We start from the raw sequence: 15,958 nt of genomic DNA on the forward strand, positions 1-15,958 counted from the left end.
TTAGTTGACTCCGCGAGCCATCGCCAGACCCCTGAGCGAGATGGTGGAGTCGTTCCCGGCCCATGCGTCATCCAGCCCCCTTGCCGCGTGCGGACCCTAGCGTCCAGCAACCACCCGTGCTACCCGTCTTTCCTCGCGGTGTGACGGGACAGCACTCGGGACCGGGGCCGGAGGGCGAGCAGGCGTGGCAGCCCCGTCCTCGCCAGTCGGCGCGGCGGGGGCATCGGCACTCCAAGCGAGCCCGGCGAGCCCCGCCCCCCTCGCGGGGAGACGGGCTCTTGATCATCGGAAAGGTGAAGGTCATCCCCGGGCACCCCGGCGGCGTAGTACCTCGGCGTTGACGGCGTCCACCTGAGTCCCCTCACGGCCTGGTAGCAGGTATCCATCGCCGGCCGATCTGCGAGAAGGGCACCGCTGCAAGAGCCGCGTGCTCGATCCGCAAGACGATCCCCTGCGAGACGCCGGCGGCCAACTCTGTAGACCGCTCGGACGTCACCGCGGCAGGTTGGCCTGCGGGACACTCGCGGCTGCGGTCCGGGCCGGCCGGTGCTCGGGACTCCGACAGCTCACGCAAGCACCAGCCGGGTGATGATGGAGGCATGGTGGGGAACCTGTGAGTAGCGGCGGTGACGGTCAGTCCCAAGACGCTTCCTCGATGGCCGTCGACGTTGTCGCCGCTGCCGCCACTACCGGTGTCGGGGCCCTCCTCGGAGGCACGCCCGGCGCCATGGCCGGTGCGGCGATGGAGCCGCTGCTCGCACGGGCATTGCAGCGCGCTGGAGCCGAGATCGGGATCTGGCGGCGCCAGTCCGCAGCCAAGGTCCTCGACGATGCGTCGCGTCGGTTGGGTCGCAGTCCCGATGACGTGGTCGAGCTAGCAACCCGGTCGCCTCAGTCGGCGCAGTTGCTGGCTGAGGCGCTTTCGCTGCGGCGCGCACAATCAATGAGCAAAAGATCCGCGCTCTCGCCCGGGCATTGGCGAACGGGCTGCGCGACGATGAGGCGCGGCCAGACGAGGAGCAGCTCGTCGTTGCAGCTCTCGGCGAGGTCGAGGCTCCGCACATCAAAGTCCTCACTCACCTTGGACCCGAGCGGGCACGCACTCGTACGCAGGCGACCGCTCTTCGCAGCCGCACTACGACCACTCGCGGACGGCGTCCAGCTTCCTTGGCTGAGGAGTGCCGGCTCAGCCGGGCAACGATTCGAGCCGTGCTCTCGGTCTTAGAGCGGGCCGGGATGGCTGCCGCTGATGATGGCTCGGAGACCATTCGGATCGATAAATTGGTCATCGAGATGCAGGAGGAGGTGAACAAAATTACCGACCTGCTGCTCAATCCGCCCAAGAACGGCAAGATTCCGAGCAGCAAGAAGCCGCATCAACTGAAGCGGCCTGGGTCGCCGGCAACTGCTGGTTGGGTGATCACGCCGTTTGGGCAGCTCTGCTTGGAGTATCTCGAGGACGTCGACGTCACCATTGCGGCGAGCGACGCGCTCGAGGAAGGAGAGGACCAGCCCCTCGCTGACGACTAGCGTGGGTGCTGCGTCCATAGCCGCTGGATCAGCGCCTGGCCAGGTGGTGCCCCGTAACCATCGAGTAACGGGAACGGTCGCCGAGTCAGCGATGACTGAGCACGTTGACCACATGACCGTCGGGGTCGCGCAGGAAAAAGCGGCGAACGCCCCACGGCTCGTCGGTGAGGGGATGCACGATTTCAGCCCCTTCCCGCACGGCTGCCGCGTAGGCGGCGTCCATGTCGTCGACCCGAAGTGAGACATTCGGGACCACTGGCGCGGTCTCATCATGAGTCATCAGGCTGATTTGCACACCGGGCCGGTTCGGTCTGCCAGGGTGACGATCCAGCCGTGGTCCATCACCGGCTCGAGGCCGAAGACTCGCCCGTAGAAAGCCTTGGTGTCCTCCGGTGACCGGCTGGAGAAGTCCGGGACCACTCGCTCAACGCTCACGCCGATAAGACTTCCACAGCCACGGCCGGGCTCAGCCCACCCGCCAGCTTCCTGCTGGGGGATGGTCAACTGCAGTGCATGAGATGCACATGGATGGAGGACATCGACGAGGAGGCGTGATTCGACCAGCTAGCCCACTATTCGGCCGCTATTGCTCCTCTTCGTCCTCGAAGGGGTCCGCGAAACGTATCTCGACCTGCCGATGCGCGACCAGATTCGACATTTCCTTGAGGACGTGTTGCGCGCGATTCGCCTTGCGTCGGTCCTTCACCGTGATCACGTAACCGCCCGTGGCCTTGCGCTCGATACGCGCGCCGGAGCCGATCGCGTTCCCGATCGTTTCCATGAATTCGATCTCACTAGGAGAGGTGAGAACGACGGCCGGCCCTCCCGTCGGGATGGGAATCCTCGGTCGGTGGACGGTCTGGCTGGTGTTTCGGACCAGCTCGAGGATCTCCTCCAGCAACTCACGGTCCTTGCGGTGAGGCGCCTCCGGTTGATCCGGCGCGCTGACCGCGTTGAGCGCGTCCTGGAGTTGTGGCCAGAGTCCCTTGAAGACGGCAGCGAGCGCCTGGTCCGGACGCGCACGGTCCAGTGTCCCGTTGATCGACTCGACGACGTTCCGGATGCCGGCCTCGTCGGCCGACTTCATGTGGAACTGGTTGAGCGGGGACGTCACGTCAGACGGGGACAGCCGCCACAAGAGCGGGACGACCCGCGCCGTCTCGACTGCCTTGCTCAGCGCCCCAGCCTCGAACAGAAGCCACGGTGCCTGCAGGTTGCTCGGCGTCAGGCACAGGATCCCGAAGTCGCTGCCCTCCAGCTCACCGGAAATGACTGAGCTCCAGCGGACGCCCGCTTCGTTGTCCCGGACCGACATGTACGGCTCGACCGACTCAAACAACGCCGGAAGCCAGTCCCGCAGGGCCTCCGCGATCTGCCTGCTTTCCTCGCCAGACCAACTGATGAAGACCTTCACGTCTCGTAGCCTACGGTCGGGGGGCGCCCTTCCATCTCGCGCTCGGCGGCGCGAGCCCGCGTGCGGAGGAGGGGGTGTTGCAGACGCGTGCACCCCGTCCCCCCACGGATCCTTCGTCGGGACGACGGTCCCCTTGGAGTGAGCTTCCGGCCCACGGGACCACCCACTGACAGACCTTCGCCGTCCACACTCCCCTGCGCTTCCCACAACCCGCCCGGTCCGGCTGGCGCGGGTCGAGGGAAGGGTCGGCCGGAGGCCGATCCCGAAGGGACGCGAAGCGCCCTTCCCGCGACCGAGGCAGCTGGCACGCTGATCGGGTGGGACGCGCGTCGCCGATGCCGCGGGCGTGCCGACGTGGGAGCCGGATCCTCGCGCATGCCCGGGCTCCGGTCTTTCGCCGGTCGTCCAGAATGCTGCTCGTGCAGCAGCTGAGAGAGCCGATCCCGCCTGGAGCCTGGCATCATAGAGGTGAAGTCGAGCGGGCCCGCCTGGCAGCCGGTTGACCGCCCAGGCATTCGTCGATGAGTCGGCTCGTGGGTCCAACTACCACGTGTGCGTCGCCGTCGTCGCGGACGGAGACGTAGACGGGCTACGCCGGCTCGTTCGGTCGTTCTGCCTGCCCGGGCAGCGGCGGTGGCACTTCGTGACCGAGCGCGACAGCCGCCGCCGGCAGATTCTCGACGCAGTTGTAGGCAGCGGTCAGCTGTCAGCGCTGGCCTTCTACGGCAAGGGCCGCGACACGGACGTCCGCGCCGAGAGCTTTCGTCGCATGGTCAGCCCACTTCTCGACCGCGGAGTGCAGCGACTGATCATCGAGTCGCGCCAAGGGCGCGATCAGCGCGACCGCCAGGTGCTCATCGAGGAACTCCGCCGCCTCGCTCGACCCCAACCGTTTCGCTACGTGCACCTGCCGCCGCACGGCGACCCGCTTCTGTGGGTCGCCGACGCCTTGGCCTGGAGTCATTCCGCCGGAGGCACCTGGCGAGCGCGCATCGCGGACATCACCGCGGCCGAGGACGTCTCGCCGCCGTAGACAGCGCGAAGCCCGGCCGCTCACCGTCCGGAGAGGAGCCGGGCCCACTTCCTGACGCTCAGCGCGACAGGCAAGGCTCAGTGTAGGCGTCCCCCACACAGGCGCCAAGCCCCGCAGGCAGCACACCGCCGGGGCGGCCCGACCGCTCCTGCCGGGATGCGTGAATCACGATACCCCTACCTCGTATACGTATCCGCGGTGCCCACACGGTGCCCACACGGTGCCCACAAAACGGCCGTTTCGGACCATCGACGGCCATCACCCGCCAACAAGGAAACCGCACGTCAGAAGGCAAATCACCGATGATCATGCAGGTCGGCGAAGGGCCCTGAGATACCTCATAATCCCTGGGTCGTGGGTTCGAGCCCCACCCGCCCCACCAGCGGCGAACCCATCGTCGGCGACAGGGATCGTCCGCCGACGGGTGATCTGTCCGTGGGCGCCCCTAGGCTCGCGCCGTGCGCTTCGGTGTGTCGCTCCCCTGCTTCGGCACGGACGTCGACGCGGCGGTGATCGCCGACTGGGCGCACACCGCCGAAGCCGCAGGCTGGGACGGCTTCTTCCTCTGGGACCACCTGTTCGCCTTCGCGGACGGCCCCATCGACGTCGTCGACCCGTGGATCGCGCTCACTGCGGCCGCCTGCGCGACGAGCCGGATCCGACTGGGCACGCTCGTGACTCCCCTTCCTCGCCGTCGGCCCGTGGTGGTCGCCCGCCAGACCGTCACCCTCGACCGGCTCAGCGGCGGGCGGCTGACCCTCGGAGTGGGCAGCGGCGCCTTCCCGTTCGAGTGGGACTACGTCGGCGAGGAAGGCGACCACCGCACCCGCGGCGAGATGCTCGACGAGCACCTCGACCTCCTGGACCGGCTGTGGACCGGCGAGCCCGTGCGTCACGAGGGCCGGCACTACCGCGCCGCGGGGCCCGAGTGGTCCGCCATCTGCTACCCGCCGCCGCTGCAGCGGCCGCGCGTCCCCGTGTGGGTCGGCGGTTCGTGGCCGGGCACCCGGCCCTTCGTGCGAGCAGCCCGCTGGGACGGCGTCGTACCCATGCGGGACGGCCCGTGGGAGGTCGCCCACACGGCGGCCGTGGCCGCCCGTATGAGGGAGCTGCGGGGCGATCTGACCGGCTTCGACATCGCCGTTCCCGGGGAGAGCAGCGGCAGCGACGCCGCCCGCGGGGAGCTGCACGCCGCGCACGCCGACGCGGGTGCGACCTGGTGGATCGAGGCCGTCCACCCATGGCGGACCGACCTCCCCGACCGCGACTGGGTCCACGTCGCCCGTGGACGGCTCGAGGCAGGGCCCTGAGCGCTCGGCAGGCGGTCACGGCGAGTCACACCGACATCGCTTCTCGACGAGCACGCGCCGACCGGCGGGCCCGACCGGGTGAACACGGCGTCCGGTGGTGACCAGTTCGGTAGACCGGCCCCTCCGACGGCCCCAAGGTTGCAGACCGGACCGGATCGAAATCGGGGGTGAGCGCCCTGGGCAGGCATTGCGCACCGCGTCGCCCCTTTCCGATGATCCCGTTCCTCGGCGGCAGTGCGAGCGCGCTCACCGTGGCCTCGCTCGTGGCGCTGGTGCAGACCACCGCCGTGGCCGACGACGGTCGCACCGCCTTGGCGCTCTCCTCGATCGCCCAGGTCGCGGAACCGGTGCCCCCGGACGAGCAGTGGTCGCCACCCGGACCACTGGCCATCCCGTCGATCGGCGTGGTCGATCCGAGGCTCGACGACTGGTACGGGCCGACCGGCGTCTCGATGCTCCCGGCCTCGATCTCGACCTTCGTCGCTGCGCCCCTCCCGGCCACGCCTCCCTACGTCCCGCTGGCCGTCCCCGCTCCGCCTCCCGCCCCGACGGGTGCGGTGACGCCGGGGGCACCGACGCCGAAGCCGACCACTCCGGGCGCGCAGCCCGCCGGCACGCAGACACCGGGGACCAAGACACCGGGGACCGAGACACCGGGGACCGAGACACCGGGGACCGAGACACCGGGGACCGAGACCCCGGGGACCGAGACCCCGGGGACCGAGACTCCCGGGACCGAGACCCCGGGCAACGAAACACCGACCGAGCCGACCGAGCCGACCCAGCCGACCGAGCCGACCCAGCCGACCCAACCGACCGAGCCGACCCAACCGACCGAGCCGACCCAACCGACCGAGCCGACCCAACCGACCGAGCCGACCCAACCGACCGAGCCGACCCAGCCGACCGAGCCGACCGAGCCGACCGAGCCGACGGAGCCGACGGAGCCGAGCGACCCTCCGGTGACCTGCACACCGGCGGAGCCCGAGGGTGACGCCGAACCCCTGCCGGTCGGCGAGGGCACCCTTCCCGAGGTCGAGCCGGGGGCCCCGACCGACCCGGTCGACCCGACGGAACCGCCCTGCCTGCCGCCGTGCGAGGCCGAGGAGTCCGTGGGCGACGCCGGGGGCACGCCGCCCGCCGACGACATGGCGGCCGAGCCCGCCGTGGAGCCGGCGGACCCGGCGGAGCCGCCCACCTGCACCGAGGAGCCGGTGACCGAGCCGGCCACGGTCGTCGTCCCGTAGCCGGCCGGGGCCGCCGGGCTCTGGCCGACCGACGGCGGGGAGCCGCCGGTCACCAGAGGGACATCGACCGCTCGAAGATGCCGGCGATGTCCTCCTCGGTCACCGCACGCGGGCTCGTGGCGAGCAGCCGCTGCTGCTTCATCGTCCCCTCGACCAGAGCGGGGATGTCTCCCCGGTCGAAGCCCACCGCGCCGAGGCCGTCGGGGATGCCGATGTCGCGCATCAGATCGGTGAGCACCAGGGGCAGGAACTCCTCCGGTTCGGTCGGCAGCCCGGCGTTGGGCGCGAGCAGCTGCGCCGCCCGGACGTGCCGTTCCGGCGAGGCTTCGAAGGTGAACCGGAAAGCCTCCGGCGCGGTCAGGGCGACCGACATCCCGTGCGGCACCAGCGGCTCGTCGCCGGGGTAGTCGTCGGGGTGGAAGCCCTTCACCTGGCCGGCGATCGGATAGGCGTTGGCGTGCGGGATGTGCACGCCGGCGTTGCCGAAGCCCATGCCGGCGAACGTCGCGGCCATCGCCATGTCGCCGCGCGCGTCGGGGTCGTCGCCGTGGCGCACCGCCCGACGGAACGACCCGGCCAGCAGGCTCAGCGACTTCTCCGCCCACATGTCGGAGATCGGGTTGGACCCGCAGTAGGGCACCCGCTGCTCCGGCGTCTTGCGCTCGTAGGTCGTGTACCAGCGGGCGGTGTAGCTCTCCAGCGCGTGGCAGAGGATGTCCATGCCCGACGCCGCGGTCACCATCGGCGGCTGGCTGAAGGTCAGCGCCGGGTCGATGACGGCCATCGTCGGCCGCAGCCGCGCATGGCTGATGCCGGTCTTCACCTTGAGCGAGAGCACGTCCAGCACGCAGATGGTGGTGCTCTCCGACCCGGTGCCCGTCGTCGTCGGGACGGCGACCAGCGGCCGCAGCGGCTCCGACGGGGCCTGCCCCTTGCCGACCGGGACGTTGATGTAGTCCATCAGCTCGCCGGGATTGGTGGTCAGCAGGTTGATCGCCTTGGCCGTGTCGATCGCCGAGCCCCCGCCGACCGCCACGTACGCGTCCCACGGCCCGGACGAGCGGGCCGCCTCGACCGCGGCGGTGAGGCTCTCGTCGGTCGGCTCCACGTGGACCCCGTCGAACACCTGCGCCTCGATGCCGAACCGGGACATCTGCTCGGCCACCCGCTGCGGATGCCCCGTCGCCGCCACGCCGGCGTCGGTGATCACCAGCACCCGGCCCACCCCGTACCGGCTCAGGTCGAAGCCGATCTCGTCGGAGGCGCCGGAGCCGAACTTCAGCTGCGGCGCGCCGTAGGTGAACACCGACTCGGGGTCCGCGGGCAGGTCCAGGCTCATCGAGTTCCCTTCCGGCTGGCCGCGTCGTCGCGGCCGGGCGCCCTCGAAGCTGTCACACGGGCGGGCCGGACACCACACGGTGGCGGAGGAAGACCGTTCCCGCGTCGAACCGGCGGTCCTCGACCAGCTCGAGCTCGAGCCGGACGTCGTCCGGGAGTGCCCGGGTGCCCCCGCCCACGAGCACCGGGACCAGGAACAGCTGGAGCTCGTCGACCAGCCCGGCCCGGAACGCCGAGGCCGCGAGGTCCGGCCCGCCGACGGCGAGCGGCGCCTGCGCCGACTCCTTGAGCGCCCGGACGGCGGCCGGGTCGAACTCCCGCTCCAGCCGGGTGCGCGGCGCGGACACCGAGTCCAGCGTCCGCGAGTACACGATCTTGTCGATGGACTGCCAGATGCGGGTGAAGTCCTCCTCGACCGGTTCCCCGCTGCCGTCGGTGGCGGCGGTCTCCCAGTACTGCATGAGCGCGTACGTCCGCCGCCCGATCAGCTGGATGCCGAGCGGCCGCGACAGATCGTTGACGAAGGCGTGCACCTGCTCGTCGGGTGCCGCCCAGCCGAACTCGCCGTCGGCGTCGGCGACGTAGCCGTCGAGCGAGCAGATGGCCATGTAGACGAGCTCGGCCACGTGCGAGGTCCTCTCTGCCGGGTGGTCGCCGGTAGCTTGGCGCATCCAGCGGGTAGGGAGCCGCCGTGAGCGCCGACACGGGACCCCAGACACGACTGGTCGCCGGCCGGTACGCGCTCGGCGAGGTGCTCGGACGGGGCGGCATGGGCACCGTCTGGCTGGCGACCGACACCGTGCTCGAGCGGCGGGTCGCGCTCAAGGAGCTCACCTTCTCCATGGACCTGTCCGCCGAGGAGCGCACGATCCTGCGGGAGCGGACGATGCGCGAGGCCCGCGCCGCGGCCCGGCTCGACCACCCGCGGGTGGCCCGCGTCTTCGACGTGGTGGAGGAGCAGGGCAAGCCGTGGCTGGTCATGGAGCACGTCCCCTCGCGCAGCCTGCAGGACGTCGTCGAGGAGCAGGGACCGCTGCCGCCGCACGCGGTCGCCCGGATCGGGCTCGACGTCCTGGAGGCCCTCGACGCGGCGCACCAGGCCGGCATCGTGCACCGCGACGTGAAGCCGGCCAACGTGCTGGTCGACGGCGCCGGCCGCGCCTGCCTCACCGACTTCGGCATCGCCACCACCACCGGCGACTCCAGCCTGACCACGCACGGCGCGCTCATCGGGTCGCCGTCCTACATGGCGCCGGAGCGGGCCAACGGCGAGGAGCCCCGGCCGGAGGTCGACCTGTGGTCGCTGGGCGCGACGCTCTACGCCGCGGTCGAGGGCCGGCCGCCGTTCGACAAGGGCGAGGCGATGGCGACGCTCATGTCGGTGGTCTCCGAGCACCCCGCGCCCATGCTCCGGGCGGGCCCGCTCGAGCCGGTGCTGCGCGGGCTGCTCACCAAGGCGCCCGCTGCGCGCGCCACGGCGGCGCAGGCACGCCGCGACCTGCAGGCCGTGCTCGCCGGGTCCCCGCCGGGCGGTCCTCCACCGCCGCGGACGGCCCAGCCTCCCCGCCCGCGCCGGGCGGGGTGGCCGGCGAGAATCTCGTGCGGCTCGATTCCGCGGACCTGCGGGCCCTCGCCTCGGCGTCCAAGGCCTTGCTGGGCTCGGTCGCCCGCGACGCCGCCAGTCACCTCGCCGAGCACCGCCGCGAGCGGAAGACCAGGGACCGGCAGTCGGAGGGACGTCGTCCGCCGATGGGCGCGGCGCCGCCGGCACCACCGCGGCGACGTCGGTTCAAGCGCCGCTGGGTCGTCGTCCCGGTGCTGGTGACCGTGGCACTAGTGGTCGTCGCCATCGGCGGCGCCGTGCTCGCCCTCGCGTGGTTCCTCGGGCTGCTCTGACCGTCAGCGGCCGGTGGGGACGTCGATCCGCCGGGTCGCCACGTAGTAGAGCGTCGTCCCCTCGTCGACGGGGACGTCCCACGGCGGGCTGACCACGAGTCCGTCACCCCCGCGGAGCGCGAGCAGCGTGGCCCCGAAGGTGCGGCCGAACCAGGTCTGGCAGTCACCGACCGTCCGGTGCGGAAAGCCCGCGGGCACGCGCATCGAGTACGTGTTGCCGTGTCCGCCGCTGCTCATCAGGTCGTTGTAGACCTGCGTGAGGCCGGGGTCGTTGGCCTCCTCGGACAGCAGGAACGGCATGTGCCACTGGACGACCTGCACGTGCTCGTTCACGTAGCGCAGGTTCTCCCGCCGGCCCAGGTCGCGCACCGCCGCCACCAGGTGGATGTCCGGGTTGGCGTGGTCCACGGCCACCGCGATGGCGAGGGTCTCGTTGTCGTCGCGGCCGTCGATGACCGCCGTCCGTGCCGCCGGGACCCCCGCCCGCGACATGACGTCCTCGTGGGTGAGGTCGCCGCGGACGAAGTGCACGGCGGGGTTGTCCGGCATCGGGTTCTCGGGCACGTCGTCCCAGGCGCACAGGGCCACCTGGAAGCCGTTCTCCGCGGTGAGCTCGGCGACGATCCGCTCGGTGCGGCCGGGCCAGTAGCCCAGCAGCACCACGTGGTCGGACAACTCCAGGGGGATCACACCTCTCAAGCGCCTGCCCCGGACCGACTGCAGGGCGTTGGCCAGCTGGGTGAACAGCAGGGTGAGCGTCACGATCCCGCCGACGATCACGTAGCTGCCGACGAGGCGCCCGGCCGTGCTCACCGGGAAGACGTCGCCGTAGCCGACCGTCGCCGACGTCACGACGAAGTACCACCAGTACGTCGCGGGGTGCGCGATGCCGCTGCCGGCCGGCTCGACGAGCCACATCACCAGCCAGCTGCTCAGGAACACGAAGGTCGCCACCGCCAGGGGCAGCCGCCAGCCCTGCAGCCTCACCCGCAGGAAGCGGGACAGGCGGTAGAGCAGGAACGGCACGGTGGACCCCCGGGACGGCGGACGGACGAGGCAAGCTACCGTCCCCGCACCGTCACGGGTGTGCGGGCCGTCGTAGTCAGCCGACCGGCGTGCCCGCCCGTGGCGTCGTCGCGTGGCGTCCGCGGCGCAGGTGCAGCCGCTCCCGGTGGGCCTCCGGGGAGTGGACGACGGTCACCGGGCAGGAGGCGTGCAGCGCGCAGTGCATGCTGACCGAGCCCAGCAGCATGCTGGCGAAGCCGCCGTGACCGCGACTGCCCACGACCAGCAGGTCGGCGCCGTGCGACGCCCCGATCAGGACGTCGGCCGCTACGCCCATCACCGCGTGCAGCCGGACGACCGGGCCCGGCGTGGGCCCTTCCGCGACGATGTCGTCGACGAAGGCGCGCAGGCGGTCGAGGGCGGCGGTGCGGACCTGCTCGACCTGGCCGGTGTCGACGGCGTAGAAGTCCATCCAGGCGTCGGGTGGGCGAAAGGCGGTCACCGCCTCCACCGGGACCCCCGCCGTGCGGCGTCCTCGAGCGCGAACAGTAGCGCCGCGCGCGCACCGGGCGAGAAGTCGATCCCGGCGACCACCCGTGGTCCCCGGTCCTCGCGCTGGTCGTCGACCACGACGACCGGCTCGGCCTGCTGGGTCATGACGCCACCTCCTCCGAGGGCACGACGAGCAGCTCGGCACCGGTGCGGGCTGCCACCTCCGCCAGGGTCACCGGCCAGGTCACCGCCGCGACCCGCGTGCGGCCGTGGACGCCGGTCTCCGCGGCGGCCTGATCCACCATGGCGGCGAGCGCTGCCTCCATCTCCCCGAGTCCCTCGTCGGGCAGCGCCGGATCGCCGGACCACACGGTGACGGCGAGCAGGGTGGCGTCGCGGCGCTCGGCTTCGCGCAGCGCCCACAGCAGCGCCTGGTAGCCGCCGTCGGAGGGCCGCACGTCGACGAGCACCAGCGGCCGGTCGGCAGCGTCGGCCGGCGCGCCCGAGGCACGCTCCGTCGCCTCGAGGATCCTCCGCCTCCGCCTCCGGCACCAGAGGCCGGGGCGCGGCGGCGACGGTCGCCGGTCGCGTGCCCGGCCGCAGTCGAGGTGGGTGAACTCGAATCCCTCGGGGCTGCTCGGCTCCTGACGTCACGCCGCCATGACGATCGACGACACGTCGGCGGTCAGCGCGCGGAGCTCAGCGACCGGTTCACCGCGCTGATGCGCGCGCACTCGGGGCAGGCGGTCCGGCCGACGCCGACCCGCTCCCACTTCTGGGACCCCCAGACCTGGACGATCGCGCCGCACACGGCGAGCTCGACCTCCCCGTCGAGCTCGGCCGGCGGGCGGTGCGCCTCGACCGCGTGCCAGGGGTGCACGGCCTCGGCCGGCCGGCCGCGCGACCAGCGGTCCGGCCGGGCGAAACCCACGGCGTAGCTGTTCACGATCAACATGTGCCCCGAGTCACAGGCGGGCAATCACCACGATCGAGCGAATGCAGACGATCCCGGGCAGCCGCGTGTGCGCAGCCGCCTGGAGGGAAACAAAGGCTCATGACCGATACCGACCGCGACGTCGTCGACCTGCTCTCCGCCGACCACCGCGAGTTCGACCGCATCTTCACCGAGCTCGAGCAGCTCATCGGCAAGCAGGATCAGGACGCCGTCCGCCGCAAGCGTGAGCTGGTCGACGAGGTGACCATCGGCCTGGTCAAGCACTCCGTCGCGGAGGAGACCCAGGTCTATCCGCGGGTGGAGAAGGAGCTCGACCAGGAGGAGGCGGAGCACTCCAAGGAGGAGCACGCCGAGGCCGAGGAGACCATGAAGCGCCTGGAGCGCATGGACGCCGACGACCCGGAGTTCGACGCGGCCGTCACGGAGCTGATCCGCGAGATCCGCCACCACGTCGAGCACGAGGAGGGCCGCATGTTCGCCGAGCTCCGCGCGCGGTTCAGCCGCGAGGAGCTCGTGCAGATGGCCGGCCAGGTCGAGATGGTCAAGAAGATCGCTCCCACCCGGGCGCACCCGATGACGCCCAACGAGGCCGGGGTCCGCCTCGCGGTCGGCCCCGTCGCGAGCTTGCTGGACCACCTCCGGGACGCCGTCAGCGGTCGCGGGAAGCACAGCGGCTGACCGCCCCCTGGGGCCGCCCGCCGCGTTACCGTCGTAGGACGGTCGCGCGGAAGGAGGCCCTCCGGGCATGGATCCGATCAGCCTGCTGGTGGGCGGCGCGCTGATGGCCGCCGGTTTCCTGGCGGGACGGGTGGGGCGGCGCCGCCCCGCCCCGCCGGCCCCGGCGACGCCGGTCTGCGGCTGCGGCCACGCGCTGAGCCAGCACGACCGCGAGACCTCGACCTGCTACGCGGAGCTGCGCCGCGACCAGTTCGACCGGCGGGGCCGCTGGGCCGGCCACACCTGGGTGCCGTGCACGTGTCGGCAGTACGTCGGTCCGCGGCCGATCGACGAGGTGTTCGCGCCCCGACTGCTGCCGCCGGCCGTCGACTGATGGCCGTGCCCGACGACCGCTGGTCCCCGCGCCGGGCCGCCGTCCTGGCCGCGACGGAACCGGCGAGGTCCCTGGTCAGCGCCGGCGCCCTCGCGGCCGCGCTGCCGCTGCTCCGGTACGCCCCGCGCGGCGAGGCGCATCCGGTTCTCGTCCTACCGGGGCTGATGGCCTCCGACGTCTCCACCCGCGTGCTGCGCAGCTGGCTGGGCCGCCTGGGTTACCCCGTCGTCGGCTGGGCGCTCGGCCGCAACCGCGGGCCGAGCGAGGAGGTGAACCGGGAGCTGCCGCAGCTGGTCGACCGCCTCGCCCGGGAGCACGGGACGCCGGTCAGCATCCTGGGCCAGAGCCTCGGCGGCATCTTCGCCCGGCGCCTGGCTCGGCAGGCGCCGCGGCAGGTGCGGCAGGTCATCTCGCTGGGCTCGCCGTTCGCCCTGACCGATCGCCGGTCGCGCAACGCCCTGGCCAGGCCGCTGCGGGTGCCGAGCACCGCCGTCTACTCGAAGTGGGACGGCGTCGTCGATTGGCGGGCGTGCCGGCAGGAGCCCGGCCCGCGCAGCGAGAACGTGTCGGTGCGCGCGAGCCACCTCGGCATGGGCTACGACCCCGCCGTCCTCTGGGTGGTGGCCGACCGACTGGCGCTCCCCGGAACGAGTGGCGGCCGTTCGAGCGGCCCACCCGGTTCGGGCTCGCGACCCTGTTCCCGCCCGAGGACTGACTGCGGTCAGGCCTCCCCCATCACCAGACCCTCGATGGTGTGCTGCTGCACGATCGGCTCGAGCCGGTCGACCACCCGGCCGAGCAGGTGGTCGCGCACGTCCTCCGGGATCGAGTCGTAGAACTCCCGGGTCATCGCCATGTCGTGGAACTCGTCGTGGCCGGCGCCCGGCGCGTCGACCCCGACGACCAGCACCGGCCGGGACAGCTGCGACTCGTTCTTCGTCCCGCGGTGCACCGTGAGCGCCGAGCGCGCAGACATGTCGCCGCGGTTCGGGTACTTGCGCACGGCGAGGGACTCGAAGCGCGGGTACTCGGTCTTCGGCGGGAACATCTGGTGGTGCCAGTCGAGACCGGACTCGAACTGCGTGCCCTGCGCGATCTCGAAGGGTCCCATGTCCTCCGTGGTGTCCACGGCGGTCAGGTTGAAGGCCAGCGAGGTCAGCTTCCGGCCCTCGTAGGTCTCCGGCGGGGAGGGGAAGTCGCGGTGCCACGGCTGGTTCTTCGCGCCGGCGAACGGGATGTCGAAGCCCAGTTCGAGCACCTTGTAGTCCGGCCCCAGCACGGTCTCGCACACCGCCCGGAACCAGGGGTGGGAGACGATGTCGAGGAAGCCCCGGAGCTGCTCGGGGTGGATCTCCACGTAGTAGCGGTTGGGTCCGCGCCCGACCGCGCCGCCCTCGCGGTTGATCGCCTCCTCGAACGCCGTCTCGATGTCCTCCCGCATGCGGTCGGCCCACTCGGTCGGGAAGGCCCCCTTCAGCGCGGTGATGCCGTCGGTCATCAGCGCGTGCTCGATCGCGGCACGGTCGATGGGGGTTTCGGTGGTCGTCATGCGGACTCCTTCGTCGCCTGCCTCCCGAGCGTTTACAACGTTAGAACCGTCGGCGGCAGGGGCGCCAGCCCAGCCGGCGACCCGCTCCGGATCAGGCTCGGCAGGAGCGGGTCGTGCTCTCACGGACGGCGAGGGTGAAGTCCGCCGTCACCTCGCGCGGCGCCTCCCGCCGGTCGCCCCGGAGCTGCCTGGCGAGGAAGTCGACGGCGAGCGCGGCGATCTGCTGCTTGTCCGGGCTGATGGTGGTGAGCGTCGGCATGCTGTACCGGCCGTCCTCGATGTCGTCCCATCCGACGACCGCGACGTCCTCGGGCACGCGCACCCCGCGCTCGTGCAGCGCCCGGAGGGCGCCGAGGGCCAGCAGGTCGTTGAAGCAGAAGACTGCGTCGGGAGGCTCGCGCAGGTCGAGCAGCCGGTGCATCGCCGCCGCGCCGTCGGCCCGGTGGTAGGCGTCCACCCGGCACCGGAGCTCGGCCGGTGCGGGCAACCCCACCTCCCCGAGGGCCTCGAGGTAGCCCTGGTGGCGCAGGTGCGCGGTCTGGGAGGCCGGCCGCGGCTGGTCGCCGATCGCCGCGATGCGACGGCGCCCCACCTCGATCAGGTGGCGCGTCGCCACCTGGGCGGCGGCCACGTTGTCGATGGAGACGTGATCGGCCGCCCGTCGTAGACCCGCTCGCCGAGCAGGACCAGCGGCGTGGTGTCCCTCCGCCGCCCGAGCTCGGCGGCACCCACGGTGATCGGGCTGAAGATGAGCCCGTCGATCAGCTGTCCACGGATGCCGTCGAGCACCAGCTGCTCGCGCTCCACCCGCCCGTCGGTCTGGTCGATCAGCACCGTCCACCCGACCTCCTCCGCAGCCTTGATGACCGAACGCGCCAACTCGGCGAAGTACGGCAGGTCGAGCTCGGGCAGCGCCAGGGCGATCACGTTCGAGTGCCCGCGGCGCAGGTTGCGGGCGGCCGGGTTCGGCCGGTAGTGCAGCTCGTCGATCGCCTGCTGCACGCGGGCCCGCGTCGCGTCGGTGATGTGCGCGTACCCGTTCACCACGTTGGAGACCGTCTTGACCGAGACGCCGGCGCGTTCGGCCACGTGCTTGAGGCTGACCCGGCCCTCGGACGGACTGCTTCCCATCCGACCG

The 15,958-nt window shown here is 71.8% G+C and carries 21 protein-coding genes; 8 read left to right on the forward strand and 13 right to left on the reverse strand.

Annotated elements, in window-relative coordinates; all coding sequences use genetic code 11:
* Window positions 1–891 precede the first annotated feature (891 nt).
* Complete coding sequence (locus MVA48_RS07240; RefSeq protein WP_246987331.1) at window positions 892–1,080, reverse strand: hypothetical protein; 189 nt, start codon at window positions 1,078–1,080, stop codon at window positions 892–894.
* Between the two features lie 129 nt (window positions 1,081–1,209).
* Between MVA48_RS07240 and MVA48_RS07245 the strand changes: the two genes are divergently transcribed.
* A complete protein-coding gene (locus tag MVA48_RS07245) occupies window positions 1,210–1,530 on the forward strand; it encodes a hypothetical protein (RefSeq protein WP_246987333.1) in 321 nt (106 codons plus the stop codon).
* 85 nt (window positions 1,531–1,615) lie between these two features.
* Here the strand turns inward: MVA48_RS07245 and MVA48_RS07250 are convergent, their stop codons facing one another.
* Together MVA48_RS07250 and MVA48_RS07255 are read right to left on the reverse strand one after the other, a co-directional pair.
* Complete coding sequence (locus MVA48_RS07250) at window positions 1,616–1,861, reverse strand: VOC family protein (protein ID WP_371821225.1); 246 nt, start codon at window positions 1,859–1,861, stop codon at window positions 1,616–1,618.
* A gap of 252 nt (window positions 1,862–2,113) precedes the next feature.
* Entirely contained in the window at window positions 2,114–2,944 is an 831-nt protein-coding gene (locus MVA48_RS07255) for a toll/interleukin-1 receptor domain-containing protein (protein ID WP_246987335.1), read from the reverse strand.
* 643 nt (window positions 2,945–3,587) lie between these two features.
* On the opposite strand from MVA48_RS07255, the gene MVA48_RS07260 reads away from it, so the two are divergent.
* The 3 genes from MVA48_RS07260 (at window position 3,588) to MVA48_RS07270 (ending at window position 6,534) form a co-directional block, all read left to right on the forward strand.
* Window positions 3,588–3,977, forward strand: a complete 390-nt coding sequence (locus tag MVA48_RS07260; protein WP_246987337.1) for a hypothetical protein — start codon at window positions 3,588–3,590, stop codon at window positions 3,975–3,977.
* Between the two features lie 458 nt (window positions 3,978–4,435).
* Window positions 4,436–5,287: an LLM class flavin-dependent oxidoreductase gene (locus MVA48_RS07265; protein WP_246987339.1), complete on the forward strand. Its 852-nt coding sequence runs from the start codon at window positions 4,436–4,438 to the stop codon at window positions 5,285–5,287.
* A gap of 212 nt (window positions 5,288–5,499) precedes the next feature.
* Window positions 5,500–6,534 (forward strand): hypothetical protein, encoded by a 1,035-nt coding sequence (locus MVA48_RS07270; RefSeq protein WP_246989388.1) that lies wholly within the window; start codon window positions 5,500–5,502, stop codon window positions 6,532–6,534.
* 49 nt (window positions 6,535–6,583) lie between these two features.
* On the opposite strand, the gene MVA48_RS07275 is transcribed toward MVA48_RS07270, so the two are convergent.
* Complete coding sequence (locus MVA48_RS07275) at window positions 6,584–7,873, reverse strand: hydroxyacid-oxoacid transhydrogenase (protein WP_246987341.1); 1,290 nt, start codon at window positions 7,871–7,873, stop codon at window positions 6,584–6,586.
* Between the two features lie 52 nt (window positions 7,874–7,925).
* Window positions 7,926–8,498 (reverse strand): dihydrofolate reductase family protein, encoded by a 573-nt coding sequence (locus tag MVA48_RS07280; RefSeq protein WP_246987343.1) that lies wholly within the window; start codon window positions 8,496–8,498, stop codon window positions 7,926–7,928.
* A gap of 65 nt (window positions 8,499–8,563) precedes the next feature.
* Here MVA48_RS07280 and MVA48_RS07285 point away from each other — a divergent pair, with 65 nt between their 5' ends.
* On the forward strand, window positions 8,564–9,697 hold the full coding sequence (locus MVA48_RS07285) for a serine/threonine-protein kinase (RefSeq protein WP_246987345.1): 1,134 nt from the start codon (window positions 8,564–8,566) through the stop codon (window positions 9,695–9,697).
* 74 nt (window positions 9,698–9,771) lie between these two features.
* On the opposite strand, the gene MVA48_RS07290 is transcribed toward MVA48_RS07285, so the two are convergent.
* The 5 genes from MVA48_RS07290 to MVA48_RS07310 form a co-directional block, all read right to left on the reverse strand.
* Entirely contained in the window at window positions 9,772–10,794 is a 1,023-nt protein-coding gene (locus MVA48_RS07290) for an ion channel (protein WP_246987347.1), read from the reverse strand.
* Between the two features lie 76 nt (window positions 10,795–10,870).
* Window positions 10,871–11,275 (reverse strand): universal stress protein, encoded by a 405-nt coding sequence (locus tag MVA48_RS07295; protein WP_246987349.1) that lies wholly within the window; start codon window positions 11,273–11,275, stop codon window positions 10,871–10,873.
* Window positions 11,272–11,430 carry a universal stress protein gene (locus tag MVA48_RS07300; protein ID WP_246987351.1) on the reverse strand — a complete coding sequence of 53 codons (159 nt, stop codon included), beginning with the start codon at window positions 11,428–11,430 and terminating at the stop codon, window positions 11,272–11,274. The genes MVA48_RS07295 and MVA48_RS07300 overlap by 4 nt, the downstream gene beginning before the upstream one ends.
* Window positions 11,427–11,735, reverse strand: coding sequence for a universal stress protein (locus MVA48_RS07305; RefSeq protein WP_246987353.1), 309 nt, complete (start codon window positions 11,733–11,735; stop codon window positions 11,427–11,429). Before MVA48_RS07305 ends, MVA48_RS07300 begins: the two co-directional genes overlap by 4 nt.
* Before the next feature lie 215 nt (window positions 11,736–11,950).
* On the reverse strand, window positions 11,951–12,220 hold the full coding sequence (locus MVA48_RS07310) for a hypothetical protein (RefSeq protein ID WP_246987354.1): 270 nt from the start codon (window positions 12,218–12,220) through the stop codon (window positions 11,951–11,953).
* 99 nt (window positions 12,221–12,319) lie between these two features.
* Between MVA48_RS07310 and MVA48_RS07315 the strand changes: the two genes are divergently transcribed.
* From MVA48_RS07315 to MVA48_RS07325, 3 genes are all read left to right on the forward strand, one after another.
* Window positions 12,320–12,898: a hemerythrin domain-containing protein gene (locus tag MVA48_RS07315; protein ID WP_246987356.1), complete on the forward strand. Its 579-nt coding sequence runs from the start codon at window positions 12,320–12,322 to the stop codon at window positions 12,896–12,898.
* Between the two features lie 67 nt (window positions 12,899–12,965).
* Complete coding sequence (locus MVA48_RS07320; RefSeq protein WP_246987359.1) at window positions 12,966–13,271, forward strand: hypothetical protein; 306 nt, start codon at window positions 12,966–12,968, stop codon at window positions 13,269–13,271.
* Entirely contained in the window at window positions 13,271–14,107 is an 837-nt protein-coding gene (locus MVA48_RS07325; RefSeq protein WP_246987361.1) for an esterase/lipase family protein, read from the forward strand. Before MVA48_RS07320 ends, MVA48_RS07325 begins: the two co-directional genes overlap by 1 nt.
* On the opposite strand, the gene MVA48_RS07330 is transcribed toward MVA48_RS07325, so the two are convergent.
* From MVA48_RS07330 to MVA48_RS07340, 3 genes are all read right to left on the reverse strand, one after another.
* Window positions 13,993–14,820, reverse strand: coding sequence for a phytanoyl-CoA dioxygenase family protein (locus MVA48_RS07330; protein ID WP_246987363.1), 828 nt, complete (start codon window positions 14,818–14,820; stop codon window positions 13,993–13,995). The genes MVA48_RS07325 and MVA48_RS07330 overlap by 115 nt on opposite strands.
* Before the next feature lie 91 nt (window positions 14,821–14,911).
* Window positions 14,912–15,451 carry a LacI family DNA-binding transcriptional regulator gene (locus MVA48_RS07335; protein ID WP_246987365.1) on the reverse strand — a complete coding sequence of 180 codons (540 nt, stop codon included), beginning with the start codon at window positions 15,449–15,451 and terminating at the stop codon, window positions 14,912–14,914.
* On the reverse strand, window positions 15,418–15,951 hold the full coding sequence (locus MVA48_RS07340) for a LacI family DNA-binding transcriptional regulator (protein WP_246987367.1): 534 nt from the start codon (window positions 15,949–15,951) through the stop codon (window positions 15,418–15,420). The genes MVA48_RS07335 and MVA48_RS07340 overlap by 34 nt, the downstream gene beginning before the upstream one ends.
* Window positions 15,952–15,958 lie beyond the last annotated feature (7 nt).

This window comes from Blastococcus sp. PRF04-17 (assembly GCF_023016265.1).
In the GTDB taxonomy this organism is placed as follows: Bacteria; Actinomycetota; Actinomycetes; order Mycobacteriales; family Geodermatophilaceae; genus Blastococcus_B.

What these genes read in the sequence shown, in the direction of transcription:
- MVA48_RS07270 (WP_246989388.1), top strand. Translation starts at nt 5,500, where the DNA reads ATGATCCCGTTCCTCGGCGGCAGTGCGAGCGCGCTCACCGTGGCCTCG.
- MVA48_RS07275 (WP_246987341.1), bottom strand. Translation starts at nt 7,873, where the DNA reads ATGAGCCTGGACCTGCCCGCGGACCCCGAGTCGGTGTTCACCTACGGC.
- MVA48_RS07300 (WP_246987351.1), bottom strand. Translation starts at nt 11,430, where the DNA reads ATGACCCAGCAGGCCGAGCCGGTCGTCGTGGTCGACGACCAGCGCGAG.
- MVA48_RS07310 (WP_246987354.1), bottom strand. Translation starts at nt 12,220, where the DNA reads ATGTTGATCGTGAACAGCTACGCCGTGGGTTTCGCCCGGCCGGACCGC.
- MVA48_RS07315 (WP_246987356.1), top strand. Translation starts at nt 12,320, where the DNA reads ATGACCGATACCGACCGCGACGTCGTCGACCTGCTCTCCGCCGACCAC.
- MVA48_RS07320 (WP_246987359.1), top strand. Translation starts at nt 12,966, where the DNA reads ATGGATCCGATCAGCCTGCTGGTGGGCGGCGCGCTGATGGCCGCCGGT.
- MVA48_RS07325 (WP_246987361.1), top strand. Translation starts at nt 13,271, where the DNA reads ATGGCCGTGCCCGACGACCGCTGGTCCCCGCGCCGGGCCGCCGTCCTG.
- MVA48_RS07330 (WP_246987363.1), bottom strand. Translation starts at nt 14,820, where the DNA reads ATGACGACCACCGAAACCCCCATCGACCGTGCCGCGATCGAGCACGCG.
- MVA48_RS07340 (WP_246987367.1), bottom strand. Translation starts at nt 15,951, where the DNA reads ATGGGAAGCAGTCCGTCCGAGGGCCGGGTCAGCCTCAAGCACGTGGCC.